This window comes from Pseudoalteromonas sp. DL2-H2.2 (genome assembly GCF_021532535.1).
Taxonomy (GTDB): Bacteria; Pseudomonadota; Gammaproteobacteria; order Enterobacterales; family Alteromonadaceae; genus Pseudoalteromonas; species Pseudoalteromonas rubra_A.
Genome location: NZ_JAKGBD010000003.1, coordinates 237,202 through 254,299, shown reverse-complemented (window position 1 = coordinate 254,299; position 17,098 = coordinate 237,202). Strand labels below are relative to the sequence as shown.

At 47.7% G+C, this 17,098-nt stretch carries 19 protein-coding genes and 4 tRNA genes; 5 read left to right on the top strand and 18 right to left on the bottom strand.

The window, feature by feature from the left end; translation table 11 throughout:
• Nucleotides 1–95: 95 nt before the first annotated feature.
• The 14 genes from L1285_RS06830 to aspS form a co-directional block, all read right to left on the bottom strand.
• Nucleotides 96–171 (bottom strand) — tRNA-Lys (locus L1285_RS06830).
• 36 nt (nt 172–207) lie between these two features.
• Nucleotides 208–283: transfer RNA gene (locus L1285_RS06825), tRNA-Lys, on the bottom strand.
• Between the two features lie 36 nt (nt 284–319).
• Nucleotides 320–395 (bottom strand) — tRNA-Lys (locus L1285_RS06820).
• Nucleotides 396–433: 38 nt separating this feature from the next.
• Nucleotides 434–509: transfer RNA gene (locus tag L1285_RS06815), tRNA-Lys, on the bottom strand.
• Nucleotides 510–667: 158 nt separating this feature from the next.
• Complete coding sequence (gene ybgF / locus L1285_RS06810; RefSeq protein WP_235411471.1) at nt 668–1,423, bottom strand: tol-pal system protein YbgF; 756 nt, start codon at nt 1,421–1,423, stop codon at nt 668–670.
• 15 nt (nt 1,424–1,438) lie between these two features.
• Nucleotides 1,439–1,972 carry a peptidoglycan-associated lipoprotein Pal gene (gene pal, locus L1285_RS06805; protein ID WP_235411470.1) on the bottom strand — a complete coding sequence of 178 codons (534 nt, stop codon included), beginning with the start codon at nt 1,970–1,972 and terminating at the stop codon, nt 1,439–1,441.
• A 41-nt stretch (nt 1,973–2,013) separates the two neighbouring features.
• Nucleotides 2,014–3,372: a Tol-Pal system beta propeller repeat protein TolB gene (gene tolB, locus L1285_RS06800; protein ID WP_235411469.1), complete on the bottom strand. Its 1,359-nt coding sequence runs from the start codon at nt 3,370–3,372 to the stop codon at nt 2,014–2,016.
• Between the two features lie 9 nt (nt 3,373–3,381).
• Nucleotides 3,382–4,323 (bottom strand): cell envelope integrity protein TolA, encoded by a 942-nt coding sequence (tolA, locus tag L1285_RS06795; RefSeq protein ID WP_235411468.1) that lies wholly within the window; start codon nt 4,321–4,323, stop codon nt 3,382–3,384.
• On the bottom strand, nt 4,323–4,751 hold the full coding sequence (gene tolR / locus L1285_RS06790) for a protein TolR (RefSeq protein ID WP_235411467.1): 429 nt from the start codon (nt 4,749–4,751) through the stop codon (nt 4,323–4,325). The genes tolA and tolR overlap by 1 nt, the downstream gene beginning before the upstream one ends.
• Complete coding sequence (gene tolQ, locus L1285_RS06785) at nt 4,738–5,442, bottom strand: protein TolQ (protein WP_046006726.1); 705 nt, start codon at nt 5,440–5,442, stop codon at nt 4,738–4,740. Before tolQ ends, tolR begins: the two co-directional genes overlap by 14 nt.
• A gap of 1,123 nt (nt 5,443–6,565) precedes the next feature.
• The gene (ruvB, locus tag L1285_RS06780; protein ID WP_235411466.1) at nt 6,566–7,573 is read right to left on the bottom strand and encodes a Holliday junction branch migration DNA helicase RuvB; all 1,008 of its coding nucleotides are present in this window, start codon (nt 7,571–7,573) and stop codon (nt 6,566–6,568) included.
• A gap of 20 nt (nt 7,574–7,593) precedes the next feature.
• On the bottom strand, nt 7,594–8,211 hold the full coding sequence (gene ruvA, locus L1285_RS06775; protein ID WP_046006728.1) for a Holliday junction branch migration protein RuvA: 618 nt from the start codon (nt 8,209–8,211) through the stop codon (nt 7,594–7,596).
• Nucleotides 8,212–8,213: 2 nt separating this feature from the next.
• Nucleotides 8,214–8,735, bottom strand: coding sequence for a crossover junction endodeoxyribonuclease RuvC (gene ruvC / locus L1285_RS06770; protein ID WP_046006729.1), 522 nt, complete (start codon nt 8,733–8,735; stop codon nt 8,214–8,216).
• 123 nt (nt 8,736–8,858) lie between these two features.
• Nucleotides 8,859–10,634 (bottom strand): aspartate--tRNA ligase, encoded by a 1,776-nt coding sequence (gene aspS, locus L1285_RS06765; RefSeq protein ID WP_046006730.1) that lies wholly within the window; start codon nt 10,632–10,634, stop codon nt 8,859–8,861.
• Nucleotides 10,635–10,812: 178 nt separating this feature from the next.
• Between aspS and L1285_RS06760 the strand changes: the two genes are divergently transcribed.
• A complete protein-coding gene (locus L1285_RS06760; protein WP_235411465.1) occupies nt 10,813–11,661 on the top strand; it encodes a DUF72 domain-containing protein in 849 nt (282 codons plus the stop codon).
• A 67-nt stretch (nt 11,662–11,728) separates the two neighbouring features.
• Nucleotides 11,729–11,893: a hypothetical protein gene (locus L1285_RS06755; RefSeq protein WP_156158719.1), complete on the top strand. Its 165-nt coding sequence runs from the start codon at nt 11,729–11,731 to the stop codon at nt 11,891–11,893.
• A 35-nt stretch (nt 11,894–11,928) separates the two neighbouring features.
• Here the strand turns inward: L1285_RS06755 and L1285_RS06750 are convergent, their stop codons facing one another.
• A complete protein-coding gene (locus L1285_RS06750; protein WP_235411464.1) occupies nt 11,929–12,336 on the bottom strand; it encodes a GFA family protein in 408 nt (135 codons plus the stop codon).
• Nucleotides 12,337–12,406: 70 nt separating this feature from the next.
• Between L1285_RS06750 and L1285_RS06745 the strand changes: the two genes are divergently transcribed.
• Nucleotides 12,407–12,928, top strand: a complete 522-nt coding sequence (locus L1285_RS06745) for a M48 metallopeptidase family protein (RefSeq protein ID WP_235411463.1) — start codon at nt 12,407–12,409, stop codon at nt 12,926–12,928.
• Between the two features lie 4 nt (nt 12,929–12,932).
• Here the strand turns inward: L1285_RS06745 and L1285_RS06740 are convergent, their stop codons facing one another.
• From L1285_RS06740 to L1285_RS06730, 3 genes are all read right to left on the bottom strand, one after another.
• Entirely contained in the window at nt 12,933–13,730 is a 798-nt protein-coding gene (locus L1285_RS06740; protein ID WP_235411462.1) for a M48 family metallopeptidase, read from the bottom strand.
• A 121-nt stretch (nt 13,731–13,851) separates the two neighbouring features.
• Complete coding sequence (gene grpE / locus L1285_RS06735; protein ID WP_046006735.1) at nt 13,852–14,463, bottom strand: nucleotide exchange factor GrpE; 612 nt, start codon at nt 14,461–14,463, stop codon at nt 13,852–13,854.
• Nucleotides 14,464–14,521: 58 nt separating this feature from the next.
• Nucleotides 14,522–15,466, bottom strand: a complete 945-nt coding sequence (locus L1285_RS06730) for an HrcA family transcriptional regulator (RefSeq protein WP_235411461.1) — start codon at nt 15,464–15,466, stop codon at nt 14,522–14,524.
• Nucleotides 15,467–15,558: 92 nt separating this feature from the next.
• On the opposite strand from L1285_RS06730, the gene nadK reads away from it, so the two are divergent.
• The gene (nadK, locus tag L1285_RS06725) at nt 15,559–16,443 is read left to right on the top strand and encodes an NAD(+) kinase (protein WP_046006736.1); all 885 of its coding nucleotides are present in this window, start codon (nt 15,559–15,561) and stop codon (nt 16,441–16,443) included.
• A gap of 62 nt (nt 16,444–16,505) precedes the next feature.
• Nucleotides 16,506–17,081, top strand: a complete 576-nt coding sequence (locus L1285_RS06720) for a hypothetical protein (protein ID WP_235411460.1) — start codon at nt 16,506–16,508, stop codon at nt 17,079–17,081.
• Nucleotides 17,082–17,098 lie beyond the last annotated feature (17 nt).

The window sequence follows — 17,098 nt, the reverse complement described above, 5'->3', positions numbered from 1 at the left end:
GCGTTCGAAAACTGCGAAGCGGTGCTTCGTTTTTCTCACCCAACTGAGCTAATGACCCGCTCGAAAGTTACTTAAGTATTGCACCAAATTTGAAATGGTGGGTCATGATGGACTCGAACCATCGACCAATGGATTAAAAGTCCACTGCTCTACCAACTGAGCTAATGACCCGCTCGAAAGTTACTTAAGTATTACACCAAATTTTAATGGTGGGTCATGATGGACTCGAACCATCGACCAATGGATTAAAAGTCCACTGCTCTACCAACTGAGCTAATGACCCGCTCGAAAGTTACTTAAGTATTACACCAAATTTGAATGGTGGGTCATGATGGACTCGAACCATCGACCAATGGATTAAAAGTCCACTGCTCTACCAACTGAGCTAATGACCCGCTCTGGCTTTACTTAGAGTAAATATAACAAATTTGAATGGTGGGTCATGATGGACTCGAACCATCGACCAATGGATTAAAAGTCCACTGCTCTACCAACTGAGCTAATGACCCACTAAATTGTTTCGCTGCAAGAAGTGTGTAACACTATCGGCTGCTGCGGGCGCTTATAATACTTATTTAAAAATCTTGTGCAACCGAAATCGCCTGTTTTTTTCAAATTTCGCGTCTAAGCGCCTAATTTTAAATCACTCTGAGAAAATATCCGCCATTTAGATTTTACTCAGCCGCTCCGTTGCCAGTTTTGCAGCCGTTGTGCTGGGATATTCTTTGATTAGATTTTCAAACAAGGTCTTCGCTTGTGCAGATTGTCCGGTTTTCTGAAGCAAGGTGCCCAGCTTTAACATCGCATCAGGTCGCTTATTTGAATCAGCAAACTGATCAACCACTGTGCGGAAGTGCACCATGGCCTGAGCATCCTGATTCTTAATAGACTGAAGCTGGCCCAGCCAATAATGTGCATTCGGAATATAAACAGAATTTGGGAACTGCTTTAAGAAGCCTTCAAATTCAGGAATAGCGGCATCGTAGCGCTTGTCTTTCATGATCAGCGCAACGGCTCTGTCATACGCTTCATTTTCCGACAAGTCTGTGCTTATAGCCTGCGTAGTCGCGCTGTCAGGTGTTACAGCAGGTTGTAACTGCTTGCTTTGTTCATAGACTTGGGTAACACGCGTCTCTATTTCCTGATAAAGCTCACGCTGGCGCTGCAACACTTTTTCGAGCTTATAACTTTGCTCTTCCGTTACACCCCGGATCTGGCTTACTTCATCCTGAAGTTGATCAAGTTGCGTTTGCAGCTCAGCCTGGATCAGATTGCGGTTGCGCATCAGGTTCTCAAGCACAGACAAACGTTGTTCAATAGTTTGGATAGAACCAGCAGCATCAGATACAGCAGCGGGAGCTGCCCACAATTGGGAGCTCCCGCTGACTAAGATGATGGCTGCCAAAATAGTATTCGGCTTCATAGCATCTCTTTACAATTAGTATACCAGTACCGCGCGGCGGTTCTTAGCAAAAGCTTCTTCGTTGCGCGCTTTGTCCATCGGCTTCTCTTCACCGTAGCTCACAACAGAAATTTGGCTGTCAGATACACCCAGGCTCTGTAAGTACTTAGCAACGGCTTTACCACGGCTTTCGCCCAGTGCGATGTTATACTCAGGCGTACCACGCTCATCGGCATGACCTTCAATCAGTACTTTTACGCTTGGGTTTTTAACCAGGAAATCAGCGTGTGCTTGTAGCAGCTCTACAAATTCGCTGCGTACAGTAGACCGGTCAAAGTCGAAGTATACGATCTGCTCTTGACGCAACGCTTCATACTTTTCTTTCAGTAGCTCTTCTGCTGATTTCTGACGTGTTGCAGTGTTCACATCAACGTTGCTGCCGTTGTTTGCAGTAGCTGCGTTTGTTTCGCTGCCAGCGCCTGCATCAGTGCCCGATGAAGAGCTACATGCAGCCAGCGTCATCACAGGCAACGCGACCAAAAGGGCCTTGAGAGTTTTGTTAAGTTGCATCGAGTATATTCCTATATCTTTTATAAGTCTTACCAGCAAAATTACTGTAAAAATGGCGACCAAGCTGGTGCCTTAACCTGTCCGTCTAATACCGGCAGGCGAGCCTTGAAACGGCCATCCATCGACACCAACGCCAGTACCTGCTTATTATTATGCAAGGTACTATAAATAATCATAGAGCCGTTCGGCGCAATACTCGGTGATTCATCGAGTCTGGTGCGCGTTAATACCTGAAACAGCCCAGAATCCAATTCTTTCTTAGCAATATGGTAACGGCCTAACGTACGATTTACCATTACCAGTTGTTTACCATCTGGCGTGATTGACCCGGCTAGGTTCATGTCGCCGTCAAAAGTTACACGCCGTGATCTTCCTGTATCTAAATTTAACTTATATATCTGGGCATTACCACCCCTTTCAGATGTATAGACTATTTCTTTGCCATTTGGGTGCCAAGTTGGCTCAGTATCTATACTACGGTGCTTAGTCAGACGTCTTTCTTTACGCGTTTCAAGGTCAATCAAATAGACTTCTGTTGCGCCGCCTTTATCTTTTGACAACACGATCAGCATTTGTGTGCCGTCCGGAGAAAATTGCGGTGCACCATTGATCCCGGGATAACTGGTTAAGATCTCACGCTTACCTGTATAGATATCCTGAATATAAATTTGTGACTGACGATTCTCAAACGTGACATACGCTAACTTGTTACCATCCGGTGACCAGGCCGGTGACATCAACGGCTCTTTAGAGCGCAGCAGCACCTGTTCATTGTAGCCGTCATAGTCTGCAACAACCAGCTGATAAGGTTTATCCTGCTCTTCACGCACGATCACATACGCAATCTTAGTACGAAATGCGCCTTTTTCACCCGTCAGGGCTTCATAGACAACGTCACTGATCTGATGCGCATAATAGCGAAAGCTCTGCGCATCAATCACACTTTGGCGCGCCTCAAGAACATGATCCTGGCTTTTCATCAATTTGCCATTGGTCATCATACGAGTTTCACCACCAGTAATTTGAGCGCGGATCACATCGATCAGCTCATATTTTACCAGATAGCGATTTGCTGGTTGCTGAGTAATGGTTCCAACAACGACCGCTTCTACACCCAGCTCAACCCAGGCATCGTAATCTACTTCTTCATCAGTCGTTGGCAGCTGAGGCATTTGTTCCTCAGCCACCGGTTTAAACTTACCGCTGCGGATCAAGTCAGCGGCAATCACTGAACTCAGCTCGGCAGGTGCCTCGCCATTACCTATGTATTTAAACGGAGCAATCGCAATTGGTCGGGCACTGTCGACCCCTTCTGTAATTACGATCTCCAGTGCTGCGTAGGCGACCCCTTGCGCAGCGAAAGCCAGAACCAAGAGTAAATTTCTTAAATGGTTGTACATGGTCTTCCTTTATAGAGTTGGTTTAATCGTCAGGTTAATATTCTTAAGCTGTTCGAAAACATCTTTATTTTCAGAAACCGGTAAGGTATCTGCCATTCTTACTGCACGTAAAGCGGCTTCACATACCAGCTTATCACCACCAAGCGACTCCGCTTGTGTCACCAGGCCATTAAAGCCAAGACGAATATTCAGCCGACACTGCTTACCTTTCATCTTTTCATCGATTAACAGGTTAGACTGGATCCGCTGCATGATCAGCGCCTTATATTTGTCCACTTCAGTCAGGACCTGCTGCTGGCGAACTTTGGCTCGTGCGGCTTGCTCCTGCGCCAGTTGTTCCTGAAGGAGTTGCTCTTGCAGGGCTTTTTGACGTGCTTCTTCAGCTGCCTGCGCCTTACGTTTTGCCTCTTCTTCTTGTTGCTTACGTTTTGCTTCCGCCTGTCTCAGCCTGTCTTCTTCCGTTTTACGCTTCTCAGCAGCGGCTTTGGCAGCCTGCTCAGCGGCCAATGCTTCCTGACGCGCTTTTTCAGCCTGCTGGCGCTCTTTGTTTTGAATTTCCTGAGCACGTTTGGCCTGCGCTTCGGCCTTGCGTTTTTCTTCCAGCTTGGCAAGGCGCTGTTGTTCCAGCTTCTTGATCCGTCTGGCTTCGGCTTCACGGTCTTTTCGGGCCTGCGCCGCACGACGCTCTAAATCACGGATCCTTTGCTCTTCAGCACGCTTTTGTTGCGCTTCTTTTTCACGTAACTGAGCAATTTTCTGCTCTACTGCTTGCTCGTTTACTGAAATGGCTGAAACCGCTTTGGCTTCTTCAATCTCATTAACGGCCGGGTTGAGCTGAACTTCCATCACACTGGGGCTGGAAAACTGAAAATTAGCCGTTGCAAAGAGTAACCCGGCTATCGCGAAATGCAGTAAAAACGACTTAAATATTCCGCTGGTTAAAGCATCCATTAACTGTCCTCAAACGATTTTGTCATTAACCCAACAGACGGCACACCGGCATTTTTCAAAAAGTCCATAAGCAGCAGGACTTCCTGATAAGACACATGACCTGAGCCTTTGATCATCACCGGGGTGTCCGGGTTTTGTTGCAATTTAAGCTTGATCACAGCGGCTACTTCTACCGCATCCATGGGCGCTTCCGGATCGGTTCCTACAGAAACATAATAGCGACCTTCAGCATCTATACTGGCGATAATGGGTGGGGCGTCTTTGGTATCGACCAGATCAGACTCTTCCATCTGTGGTAAATCCACTTTCACACCATGCGTGATCAGTGGCGCCGTTGCCATAAAGATAATCAGCAGCACCAGCATAACATCAATGTATGGCACCACATTGATCTCTGCGACCGGGCGTCGTCTCTTAAGCTGATACATTTTGCTTAGCCTCAGTTAAGCTGGCAGCCTGACGATGCAAAATATTGGCAAACTCTTCCATAAAGTTGATGTAGTTTGACTCCAGCTTTTCTACATTCTTTGCAAAACGGTTATAGGCCATGACCGCCGGAATAGCCGCAAACAAACCCATAGCAGTTGCGATCAGGGCTTCTGCGATACCAGGCGCAACCATCTGTAGTGTTGCCTGCTTAACTTCACCCAAGGCGATAAAGGCATTCATTATCCCCCAGACGGTACCAAACAGACCAATGTACGGGCTGATAGACCCCACAGTTGCCAGGAACGACAGTCCGGACTCTACTTTCTCAACTTCACGGGACAACGCGACACGCATAGAACGATGCGTGCCTTCAATGATCATGCTGGCCGATCCGGTGTTTTGCTTTTTATGGCGGGCGAACTCTTTAAACCCGGATACAAACAAAGCTTCAAGGCCGCTCGAGCTGCCTGCTCTTGCTGTAATTTCATTATATAACTTGCCCAGGTCCATGCCTGACCAGAACTTTTGTTCAAACTTCTTCGCATCAGCCAAAGACTGCGCCAGGATACTGCGGCGCTGAAAAATAATGGCCCATGATGCAACTGACATACCGACCAGTGTCAACATCACAAGTTGCACGAGGATACTGGCTTCTAAAATGAGATCTATGAAATTAAGTCCCGATTCCACGTTGTTATACTCCTAGAAAATAATTGTGTTCTCGGCCAAGGCAGCCTTCACCGTATTGACTGTAAGCCAGCAAAAATTGCAAGTAGTTTAACCACACTAATAAGGGCTTACAATCTCAATGCCGTAAAATTCACTTAAATGCCGATAATTCGCACATTCGTTACCTTGACTCGTATTCTTGCCCGGATAGACAGACGTCAACCCGGTTGCACTTCACACCAAACACCACTGGTACTGGACGTCACCAACGGCAAAAAATACCAGTGCCAAAGTTAAACTGCCCTGAATTACAACGCCCAGCGTGTGATTGTGAAAGAAAATTTAAGTGGTCGGAGCTGCCGACTCCCCTCTGTGTTTATTTATTTATGCAAGCTGCATAAAAGTGTTGTTTTATTCACTATCTGAGAATAAACCCTCAAAATACGATTGGTAATACCAATTAACAACAAATAATCTAATATTCACAAATTGAGTATAATAAAGACAATCCGTTATTTTACATGCACTTGCAGAAAATCTTAAGTTCACGATTTGTACAATACCTGACTTAGAAAACCCATCGCATTAGTTTTTTCTATAGCAAAACTGTAATTTTTCTAGTTTGATAAAATGCGTCAGTGGGCTTATTATACTCCCCGTACTGAGCGAGCAGCATCTCTCAATGCAAATGCACAGTTACTAAGGCAGCAGAATTCTGATTTATTCTGCAGTCATGATGAGAAACTTTTGGATAAAACCTTAACGGACTCATCAGTTCCCTGGATTACTTCCTTCAACTTGTTGTTTTCGCCCGCACACTGTGCGGGCTTTTTTTTGCCCGCAATTTCTCGTCTCGTTCGCACAATTTAATCAGACATCGCCTAACATAGAGCAATGAAATGGGTGTGATACCAATTTGCTTAATTAAGTGTTCTATTTTGAGGCGAGAAAATATGTTCGATAACTAGGCAAAAATTTTGCTATTTAGTTGTTCTAAATGAGGAATTTTTAACACAGTTAGCGCCATATTTGCTCCGTCAAATTGAACAGGTATTCAGTGAAAGTGGTATAGCAGGAGGAAAGACCCAAGAAACACATGATGTGCTTCTTGGCAGCCAGGTAGGATTTAGAAAAGTCTGGTCAATCAGTTGTTTGGTTTCGTTAGGTCGAAATGCAGATAGGCCCGGTCTGAGACAATTCGCCCTCTGGGAGTACGCTGGATAAAGCCCTGCTGGATCAGATAAGGTTCTATCACATCTTCTATGGTCTCGCGCTCTTCACCAATCGCGGCAGCCAGGTTATCCAGGCCCACTGGTCCCCCAGTAAACTTCTCAATAATTGCAAGTAAGTACTTACGATCCATGTAATCAAACCCACATTTGTCAACGTCGACCATATCCAGCGCCTGACTGGCAATCACTTCATCGACACTGCCATCTCCTTTTACCTGAGCGAAGTCCCGGACACGTCTGAGCAAACGGTTAGCGATACGCGGTGTACCACGCGCTCGTTTGGCCACTTCAACCGCCCCAGCGTCACTGATCTCGAGATTCAAAAAATGCGCAGAGCGCGACACAATCGATGCCAGCTCAACCACAGAATAAAATTCCAGACGTTGTACAATGCCGAAACGATCTCTCAGCGGTGAGGTCAGTGATCCTGCTCGGGTTGTGGCCCCCACCAGCGTAAAAGGTGGCAAGTCCAGCTTTATTGAACGAGCCGCCGGTCCTTCACCTATCATAATATCGAGCTGGTAATCTTCCATCGCAGGGTAGAGGATCTCTTCAACCTGGGGACTCAGGCGATGTATTTCATCAATAAACAACACATCGCCCTGCTCCAGGTTGGTCAGCATAGCGGCCAGGTCGCCTGCTTTTTCAAGCACCGGGCCTGAGGTGGTTTTGATATTCACACCCAGCTCATTGGCAACAATGTTGGCCAGTGTTGTTTTACCTAACCCCGGCGGGCCGAATATCAGCAGGTGGTCCAGTGCTTCTTCACGGCTGCGCGCCGCTTCGATGAAGATTTCCATCTGCTGCTTTACATGCTGCTGGCCGGTATAGTCCGACAGTAATTTAGGCCGTATTGCTCTGTCTACGGCCTCTTCACTGCCCTGCACTTCCGGCTCAATGAGTCTGTCTGCTTCAATCATAATTACTTAATCAGCCTTTCTTACATCATAGATCTCAGGGCTTCTTTGATCAGCCCCTCAGTATCCATGCCTGGTTTGCTCACCGCTTTCAAGGCTTTTTGTGCTTGTGCGGGTTTATAGCCTAGCGCAAGTAGTGCTGCCAGCGCATCATCTTCGGGCGTATTCGCCACCGTGGGGTCTTCCTGAGGCGCTAACACGGCACTATCGCTGAACGGGGTCAGCAGATCATGGCCAAAGTTTTTCAGTTTGTCTTTCATCTCAAGCACCAAACGCTCAGCGGTTTTCTTGCCTACCCCGGGAATTTTCACCAAAGTAGACGCATCGCCCTGATTGACACAATGAACAAACTGTTCCGCCGACATACCCGACAAAATTGCCAGAGCCAGCTTCGGGCCAACACCATTGGCCTTGATCAACTCACGAAACAACGCCCGCTCAGTTTTGTGGTTAAAGCCAAACAATAATTGCGCATCCTCACGCACCACAAAATGAGTATAGATGGTTGCTTCATTACCCGTTTGCGGCAATTCATAAAAACACGTCATCGGCATTTGCACTTCATAGCCGACGCCACTCACCTCTAACAGGATCTCAGGTGGCTGTTTTTCTACTAAAAGACCTTTGAGTCTGCCTATCATAATTACCTCAATCTTCCTCGTACGGTTTTTTTCGCATTGCCAGCCAGCTTGATCAGGTTTTGCTCTGAATGTGCATGACAGATGGCGATGGCCAGCGCATCAGCGGCATCGGCCTGGGGGGTGCCTGGAAGCTTTAATAGCCGTTTGACCATTTCCTGAACCTGCGACTTATTCGCCCCGCCGGTACCAACCACGGCTTGTTTAACCTGCCGGGCCGAATATTCAAATACCTCAATCTCTTTCATGGTGGCAGCGACGATGGCAGCCCCCCGTGCCTGACCTAGTTTTAAAGCGGAATCTGGATTATGTGCCATAAAGACTTGCTCAATGGCAAATCCCTGCGGGTTAAACTGCTCGATGATCTGGCTAACGCCCTGATAAATCATCTGCAGTCGTTGTGGAAATGGCTTATCACCCAGTCGGATACAGCCACTGCCCAGATACTGAAACTGGCTACCCTGGCGCTGAACTACACCATATCCGGTCAGCCTGGAGCCTGGATCTATGCCTAAAATTACTGCCAAGGCGCATACTCTCGTTGTTTTTTCGCTATCATGCCAAAATACTGTATGAATTTCCAGTTACCTTGAGTTTTCAGAATAAAAAAAGCGGCATAATCGCCGCTTTATTTATTCCTTTAGCTGTCGTTATTCAGCGTCTTTTTGCTGTGCAGTGACGGTGACTGCAAGCTCCTTCAATGCATCCGGGTTAGCAACGCTCGGCGCATTGGTCATCAGACACGATGCCTGAGTCGTTTTCGGGAACGCAATCACATCACGGATGTTGTCTGTGCCACACAGCAACATCACCAGGCGGTCAAGGCCAAATGCCAGACCTGCGTGTGGTGGCGTACCGTACTTCAGTGCGTCCAGCAGGAAGCCGAACTTATCTTGTTGCTCTTGCTCATCAATACCCAGAATACGGAAAGCCGCCTGCTGCATATCGTTGTTGTGGATCCGCACCGAGCCACCACCGACTTCATAGCCATTCAGTACCATGTCGTACGCATCTGAAATAGCGCCTGCCGGGTTAGCTTCCAGCTCTGCCGCTGAAATGTCTTTAGGTGCCGTGAATGGGTGGTGAACTGCATGCAGGTTACCTTCGTCGTCTTCCTCAAACATTGGGAAGTCAACAACCCACAGTGGTGCCCACTGACCAAGGTTGGTCAGCTCAAGGTCCAGACCTACTTTCAGACGCAGTGCACCCATTGCTTCGTTAACCACGTTGCGCTTGTCAGCACCGAACAAAATGATGTCGCCGGTCTGTGCGTTAGTGCGTTCAAGAATGCCTTTGATCACTTCTTCGTTCAGGAACTTAGCAATTGGCGACTGAATACCTTCAAGGCCAGCGTCCAGGTCGTTGACCTTCATCCAGGCCAGACCTTTTGCACCATAGATGCCAACAAACTTGGTGTACTCATCAATTTGCTTACGAGAAAGTGATGCGCCACCCGGTACAGTCAACACCGCCACGCGGCCTTTTTCATCGTTTGCAGGACCTGCCAGTACTTTGAATTCGACGTCCTTAACCAAGTCGGCAACGTCGATCAGTTCTAGCGGGTTACGTAAGTCCGGCTTGTCTGAACCGTAACGACGCATGGCTTCTTCGTAGCTCATGACCGGGAACTGGCCCAGATCAACGTCAAGCAGCTCTTGCCACATTTCACAGATCAAACGCTCAGTGATATCACGCACCTGTGCGGATGTCATGAATGAGGTTTCTAAATCGATTTGAGTGAATTCAGGCTGGCGATCAGCACGTAAGTCTTCATCGCGGAAACATTTAACAATCTGGTAGTAACGGTCAAAACCAGACATCATCAGCAACTGTTTAAACAGCTGAGGCGACTGTGGCAACGCGTAGAAACTGCCTTTATGCACTCGGCTTGGTACCAGATAGTCGCGTGCACCTTCTGGTGTTGCTTTTGTCAGTACCGGCGTTTCGATGTCCAGGAAATCATTGCTGTCTAAGAAGCGACGTACAAAGCTCGATGCTTTTGCGCGCAATTTAATGCGGTCACTCATTTCCAGACGACGCAGGTCAAGATAACGGTAAGTCAGGCGACGCTCTTCTGAGTTTTCCTGGTTAAAGTCCAGAGGCAAAGGTTCTGCACGGTTGATGATAGTCAGGCCAGTGCCCAGGATCTCAACTTCACCAGTGGCCATGTCCTGATTGATTTGGCTCTCAGGGCGCGCACGAACAGTACCTGTAACCTGAACGCAAAACTCTTGACGTAAAGTGTTTGCAACATCCATCAGGCCTTCTACTTCAGGATCAAACACGACCTGGACCAAACCTTCGCGATCTCGCAGATCAATGAAGATCAAACCACCCAGATCACGACGTTTGTTGATCCAACCACATAGCTCCACTTCCTGACCTACATGGTCCTTGTTTAATTTTCCGCAGTATATTGAGCGCATAATAATCCTATTTGCCTACTAACTCTAAAGGGCATAATGAATGATAAATTTAATCGCCAATTATATAAAATTGCCACGCTTTGTCATCCCACAAAACCGGGATTCTTTCGCTGTTACGATTTTTTCTCCATCTGGACTTTGTTAGACTCTTCTTTAAGTCAATCAGGGAGCAAATTTCATGCTGTATTTGGGGTGTCCTCAGTGGAGCTCTGCACACTGGAAAGGTCGGTTTTTCAGCAGCGACTGCAAAGCCGCGGATATGTTAAGCGAATATGCGCAGATCTTTAACAGTGTTGAGGGCAATACCAGCTTCTATGCCAGCCCAAAGCCAGACACCATCGCCACCTGGTCAAATGCGGTGCCAGAAGACTTTCGCTTTACCTTTAAAATACCCAAACAGATCTCTCATGAGCTGGCGTTGACTCATTGTCAGCAAGAACTCAGGCAATGGCTCGAGCTGTTTTCGCCATTATTTTCACAACTTGGGATGGTGCTGCTGCAACTGCCTGCCAGCTGTAGCCCGCAATATCTTGGCCGGATAGCCGATTTTATCGCACAATTACCTGAGGAGTTGACCCTGGGCATCGAAGTCAGGCACAGAGCGTTTTTTGCCAAAGGCGACGCTGAAAAGCGTTTTAACCAGCTGCTGATGCAGACCGGTGTAAATCGCATTATTATGGATACTCGGCCTTTGTTTAGTGAAGCGCCCAGTACCCCGGCCATTATTGATGCCCAGCAAAAGAAACCGCGCGTGCCCGTCAATGTGATTGCAACGGCTCAGGCGCCCATGCTGCGTTTTGTCGGGTGTTCAGATTTGGCTGCAAACCGCACCTTTTATGCCCCCTGGCTCAACAAAATTCGTGACTGGCTAAATGAGGGGCGTACACCGTATGTGTTCTTTCACACCGCCGACAATTATGATGCTCCTCTGCTGGCCAGGCAGTTTATTCAGGATCTGGGCGCTGCCCATCAAGTACTCGAGCCATTTCCGGCAGAGCGCCAACCACAGCAACAAGCGTTAATTTAAGCACTTGACAAATATCAAGTTTTACAGGACTTTAAAAGGTGAATAAAACAACAATAAGGAAAATACCATGCGTTTAAAACTCAATAAAAAACCTGTAAAACAACTTTCTGACGACCAGTCTGCACTACCAGCCAAAGCAACCCGAGCTGTCGGTGGTGCAGGCAGAGCAGAGCTGCAGAAAAGCGGTGGTAACTCACGCGCATCTGACTGCTGTGCGATGACAGATAACTAAGCACTTAGCCGCAGGGCCTGAAACGGCCCTGCTTATTATTTCCGACCCGGCTCTTTACTTTCATAGCGAGGTAAGTCGGCATCCAGATCTTCCCAATTCGCTTTAGACGTTACATAGTTGTGTGACATTGGCCGCTCCGCTATATCAGAGTCGAGAATTCCGAGTCGAAGCCTGAGTTTTTCAGGGTTATCCTGATTAGAGCTGTATAAAGGAGACGCACAAATCCCACAGAAGTGACGCAGCCTGCCAGGTTTAAACGCGTAGTGACGGATATGCTCCTCCCCGGCAATCACTGTTAATTCATCACGACTGACAAATCCGTTGGTGGCATAAGCGGTGCCAGACGACTTGCGACATAAGGAACAGTGGCAATGAATGATACTCGTAATGGCACCACGAAGTTCCAGTTTAACGGCCCCACATAAACAACTCGCCTGATACATTTATCTCTTTTCCTGCTATGATCTTGAGCCATTAGCTTAGAATGTTCGTCCCCGGATTACTACCATCGATATGAATTATTTGCAGTACTTTGCGCACTATCCGTCAAGCTTACAAGCACAAATCAAACCCCTTTTGGAAGGCGACAAGCTTGCCACGTATTTCAGGGCAAAATACCCACACGGCCATCAGTGTCAGAGCACCCAGGCGCTCTATGATTATTGTCATGATTATAAGAATAAATACCTGAAGAACGTGCCTCGTTTGCATAAAGTCAGCTACGCAAAAGGCCGGGATCTGATGACAGGTACGCTGGGACATCACAGCCAGACACGTAAACAGCATGGCGGAAAAGTCAAAACCCGTTATGAAATTGCCCTGTCCCAGCAGCTGAAATATGCCCCGGAGGCGGTATTAAGGGCACTGGTTGTACACGAGCTGGCTCACTTCAAAGAGCTGGATCATAACAAAGCGTTTTATCAGCTTTGCTGTCATATGGAACCGGATTACCACCAACTGGAGCTGGATCTCAGACTATTTATTGTGCTCGACAGACTGGGCGCAAACTTTTATCACAGCAGCGCCCAGCAATAGTGGCTTATTTACAAGCGGGGTTACGACCCTGACGCTTGGCATCCGCAGCCTGTGAATTGGCTTGTGCCATCTTGCTTTGTAATAAGGCAATGCGGTTTTCGGGTGAAGGGTGCGTTGATAAAAACTCCGCCGGGCGCTCTCCTCCTGCCTTGTTCATATTCTGCCAAAGCTCAACAGCCCCCTGCGGCTTAAACCCGGCTTTGGCCATCAGCTCCAGGCCAATGACATCCGCCTCACTCTCATGGCTGCGGCTAAAAGGCAATGTAATGCCATATTGTGCGCCCAAGCCCAGCCCCTGCATTATGGCATTACGGTATTGCACATTGCCCATTTCCAGCGCCACGTTGCCTGCCTGCAAGCCAATTTGCAATAAGCTGTTTTGTGAGACACGCTCATTAGCATGCTGAGCGATAACATGACCCACTTCGTGGCCCATTACGGCTGCCAGTTGGTGCTGGTCTTTGGCAACATTCAAAAGTCCGGTGTGTACGCCAATCTTGCCTCCGGGCAAAGCAAACGCATTGGCACTGGGCTCCTTGAAGACCACCACTTCCCATTGCTGCTGCGCATACTGCGCCGGTAGCTGAGCTATCAGTGCATCAGCAATACACTGTACATAACGATTGGTTTTTGCGCTTTTTTCAATCGTCTGTTCCTGTTTCATTTGCGCAAAACTGGCTACGCCCATTTCATCCATTTGTTGCTCTGAGTAAAGCGCTATCTGCGTGCGCCCGGTCGGGGACGTTTTACATCCCATAAGCGTCACGGCAATGGCAACCGCTGCCACTATTTTTTTATTCATCACCCTGTACCTGCTGAAACTAAGTTATCTACTATTTTAAAAGGAGACCTGAGTCTATGCAAATCACCAATAAAAAAGCCCGCTGGTGCGGGCTTTTAAATCAACATGTTATTATTCTGGACTAGTCTGCTGCCTTAGAAACCATCACCATCGCAGGGCGCAGTAAACGGCCATTCAGGGTATACCCTTTTTGCATAACGGCCAGTACAGTGTTTGGAGATACATCGTTGCTAGGCTGCATCGACATCGCCTGGTGCAACTCAGGATTGAATGCCTCACCCTGAGGGCTGACGGCTTCAACACCAAACTTAGCCAGTGCATCATTGAATGACTTCAGTGTCATTTCAATGCCTTCAATAATGGATTTTGTCGCTTCGTTTTCTTTGTCGGCAAACTCAATTGCACGCTCCAGGTTATCAACCACAGGTAATAACTCATTTGAAAACTTTTCCAGCGCGAACTTCTGTGCTTTTTCTACGTCCTGTGCGGCACGACGACGCACGTTCTCGGCGTCAGCAGCAGCACGGATCACACTGTCTTTTTGACCTTCAATTGTTTGCTTAGCCGCTTCCAGTTCTGCATACAGACCTGCAATCTCTTCTTCTGGGCTCAACTCAGCTTGCTCAGTTTGTGCACTCTCTTGCGCTTGTTCAGCTTGCTCTGCCGCGTTTTCCTGTACGTCTTCTTGCACTAACTCTTGTTCCTGCTCTTGGGCTTTTGTCTGCTCAGACATGAAAAATTCTCTCCGATTCTTTACAACTGCCGTAATTATGGGGATTCAAATTCGTTATTCAAGCTTCTTTTTTTGGGATTTGTGTAAATTCGCTGATTATTGCCTCAATCGGCGCATCCGCCGGACAAATCACACAAAAACGACTTTGATATTCGCTCGCCGTAAAATAAGGCACGCTCAACACCACAAATCGTTCCAGATTCAGATAACTCAGCTCACTGCCCAATAATACCGACAGGCCGTTCTTCAGTGCCAGTCTGTCTTCTACCTGATGTAAAAAGCTCACGCCCAGATTGAGTTCATTGTGCCCTTCGAGGCGGTTATACAAATAACGTTCTCCGACCACAATGCTGTTATCGGTGCCCAGCTGCAAGCTTAACTCGCGGCTCCACTGCATTAGGGAGCCACGGCAATCGGCCATCGCGCTTTTCGCCATGGCTCGCATTCGGTGTAACCCTTCTTTAAGCGTTTGCTGACTAAACACCGTGTTCATCCAGGCTGCGAACTGATAGCGCACCGGATCAGAATTAGACTCAGGCTTATTGATAAGAATGTTGTTAGACTGGCCCGTGCGGTCAATCAGCAATACCAGCCAGTGCTTACGGTCAAAGTCTAACACCTCTACCCGAAATATGGTCTGCTCGCTTACTTGCGGCAAACCAACAATACAGCACACCTGATACTTTTGGCTCAAGGTATGGGCAAAGCCCGTGAGCTGCTCACGCTCAGGCTCCCAGTAAGGGGCAATCTCTTCCAGCCCAAAATATTCTTGTAACCAGTATTTGATCCCCTGATCGGACGGGACACGCCCGGCCGACGTATGCGGCGAAAAAAGTAACCCCTGGTTTTCCAGGCGTGCCATGGCATTACGGACCGTGGCAGAGCACACCGCCATACCTTTTAATTTTGCTATCTTACTCGATGCCACAGGATGCCCTTCACCATTACAGTAAAGACTCATTACAGCAGAGAAGACTTGTTTATCACGTGCACTAAGTTTCATAACATCATAAATAAGGTTAAATTTGCGAGTTTCAAGCGAATTCATTTTAAGATAATCTTGGCGACAGATAATTTGCCAAGGAAACTCACCGAATGAGCGCACCATTTAAAACCATCGGCCTGATTGGAAAACCAAACCATGATGGCGCTGCCCTGACATTACAACGCCTGTACACTTTTTTGCAAGCTCTTGGCTATGAAGTTTTTGTGGAGCAGCGAGTTGGCAAACAAATCGCAGAACTGCCCGACTCACACATACTCGATGTGGTTGCGCTGGGCGAGCGCTGCGATCTGGCCGTCGTCGTTGGCGGCGATGGCAATATGCTGGGTGCAGCCCGGGTGCTGGCCAGGTTTGATGTCGCCGTAATTGGCGTCAATCGTGGAAATCTGGGATTTTTAACCGATCTCGATCCGGACGACTTTGAAGCCGAACTGGAACAAGTATTGAGTGGTAAATTTGTTGCCGAGCAGCGCTTTTTACTGGAAGTCGAAGTCTTTCGTCATGCCGAATTAAAAAGTGCCAATCTGGCGGTCAATGAAGCCGTACTGCATGCCGACAAAGTTGCTCACATGATCGAGTTTGAAGCTTTTATTGACGATCAATTTGTCTTTTCGCAACGCTCAGATGGCCTGATAGTCACTACCCCTACGGGCTCTACTGCATACTCTTTGTCCGGTGGCGGTCCTATTTTAACACCGGAGCTCAACGCCATGGCTTTGGTTCCCATGTTCCCACATACGCTGTCTAGCAGACCGCTCGTGGTTGATGCCAGTAAACAGGTAAAACTCAAACTGAGCCCGGAGAACACCGCCAGCTTACAAGTCAGTTGTGACAGTCATGTGGTACTTGCATTGCTTCCCGGAGATGAAGTGGTCATTAAAAAAGCAGAAAAAAAGCTCCGTTTGATCCACCCCGAGAGCTATTCCTACTACAATGTTCTGAGACAGAAATTAAATTGGGGCAGCAGGCTTTACTAAGCGCCGCAAGTTCAGCAGAATAAGTGAAATTTGTTTTCTATTTTAGGGAAAAGTAAACCAACATGAGCTACGTTGTTTTCGTATCTATCACCTTATTGATCACCATTTTAGGGGTCTATGTGGTGATTGAGAATAACCGCAAAAAAGCACGCGAAGCCGAAAAGCGGGTGTTCAATGAGCGCCTCAAAGAGATCAGCAGTCACTTTAAAAGTAAAATAAGTGAATTTGTGAGTTACAAGCTGATCAGACCCAAGCATGCACCGCAATTTAACGCCATTGTCGGCAACTTTTTTGTTGTCCAGGCGCATAATGATGAAAATCTGGAAGCACTGGAACGTGTTACCGATCACTTACTTGCCACGGTTGGTAATGAGCTGAATAAATGTCGTGAAAATGGCAATATGGAGCTACTAGCCGACCAGCTGTTTATGTTTGTCAGTGAGCTGCCTTCAGCCGGGATTGCCTATAATAAGGCGTTTTACAATGAAATTTTGCCTGCCCTGATCTCGCGGATCCAGACGCCTGACACACCCGTACAAACCGACACGCAAGAAGCAGAGCAGAGCGAGGAAGACGCCACAGCTCAAGCAGAGAATAACGACCCTTCTGTGCAGCAACAAAAAGCCGCGGCACTTTAAACAGGCCGCGCACAACA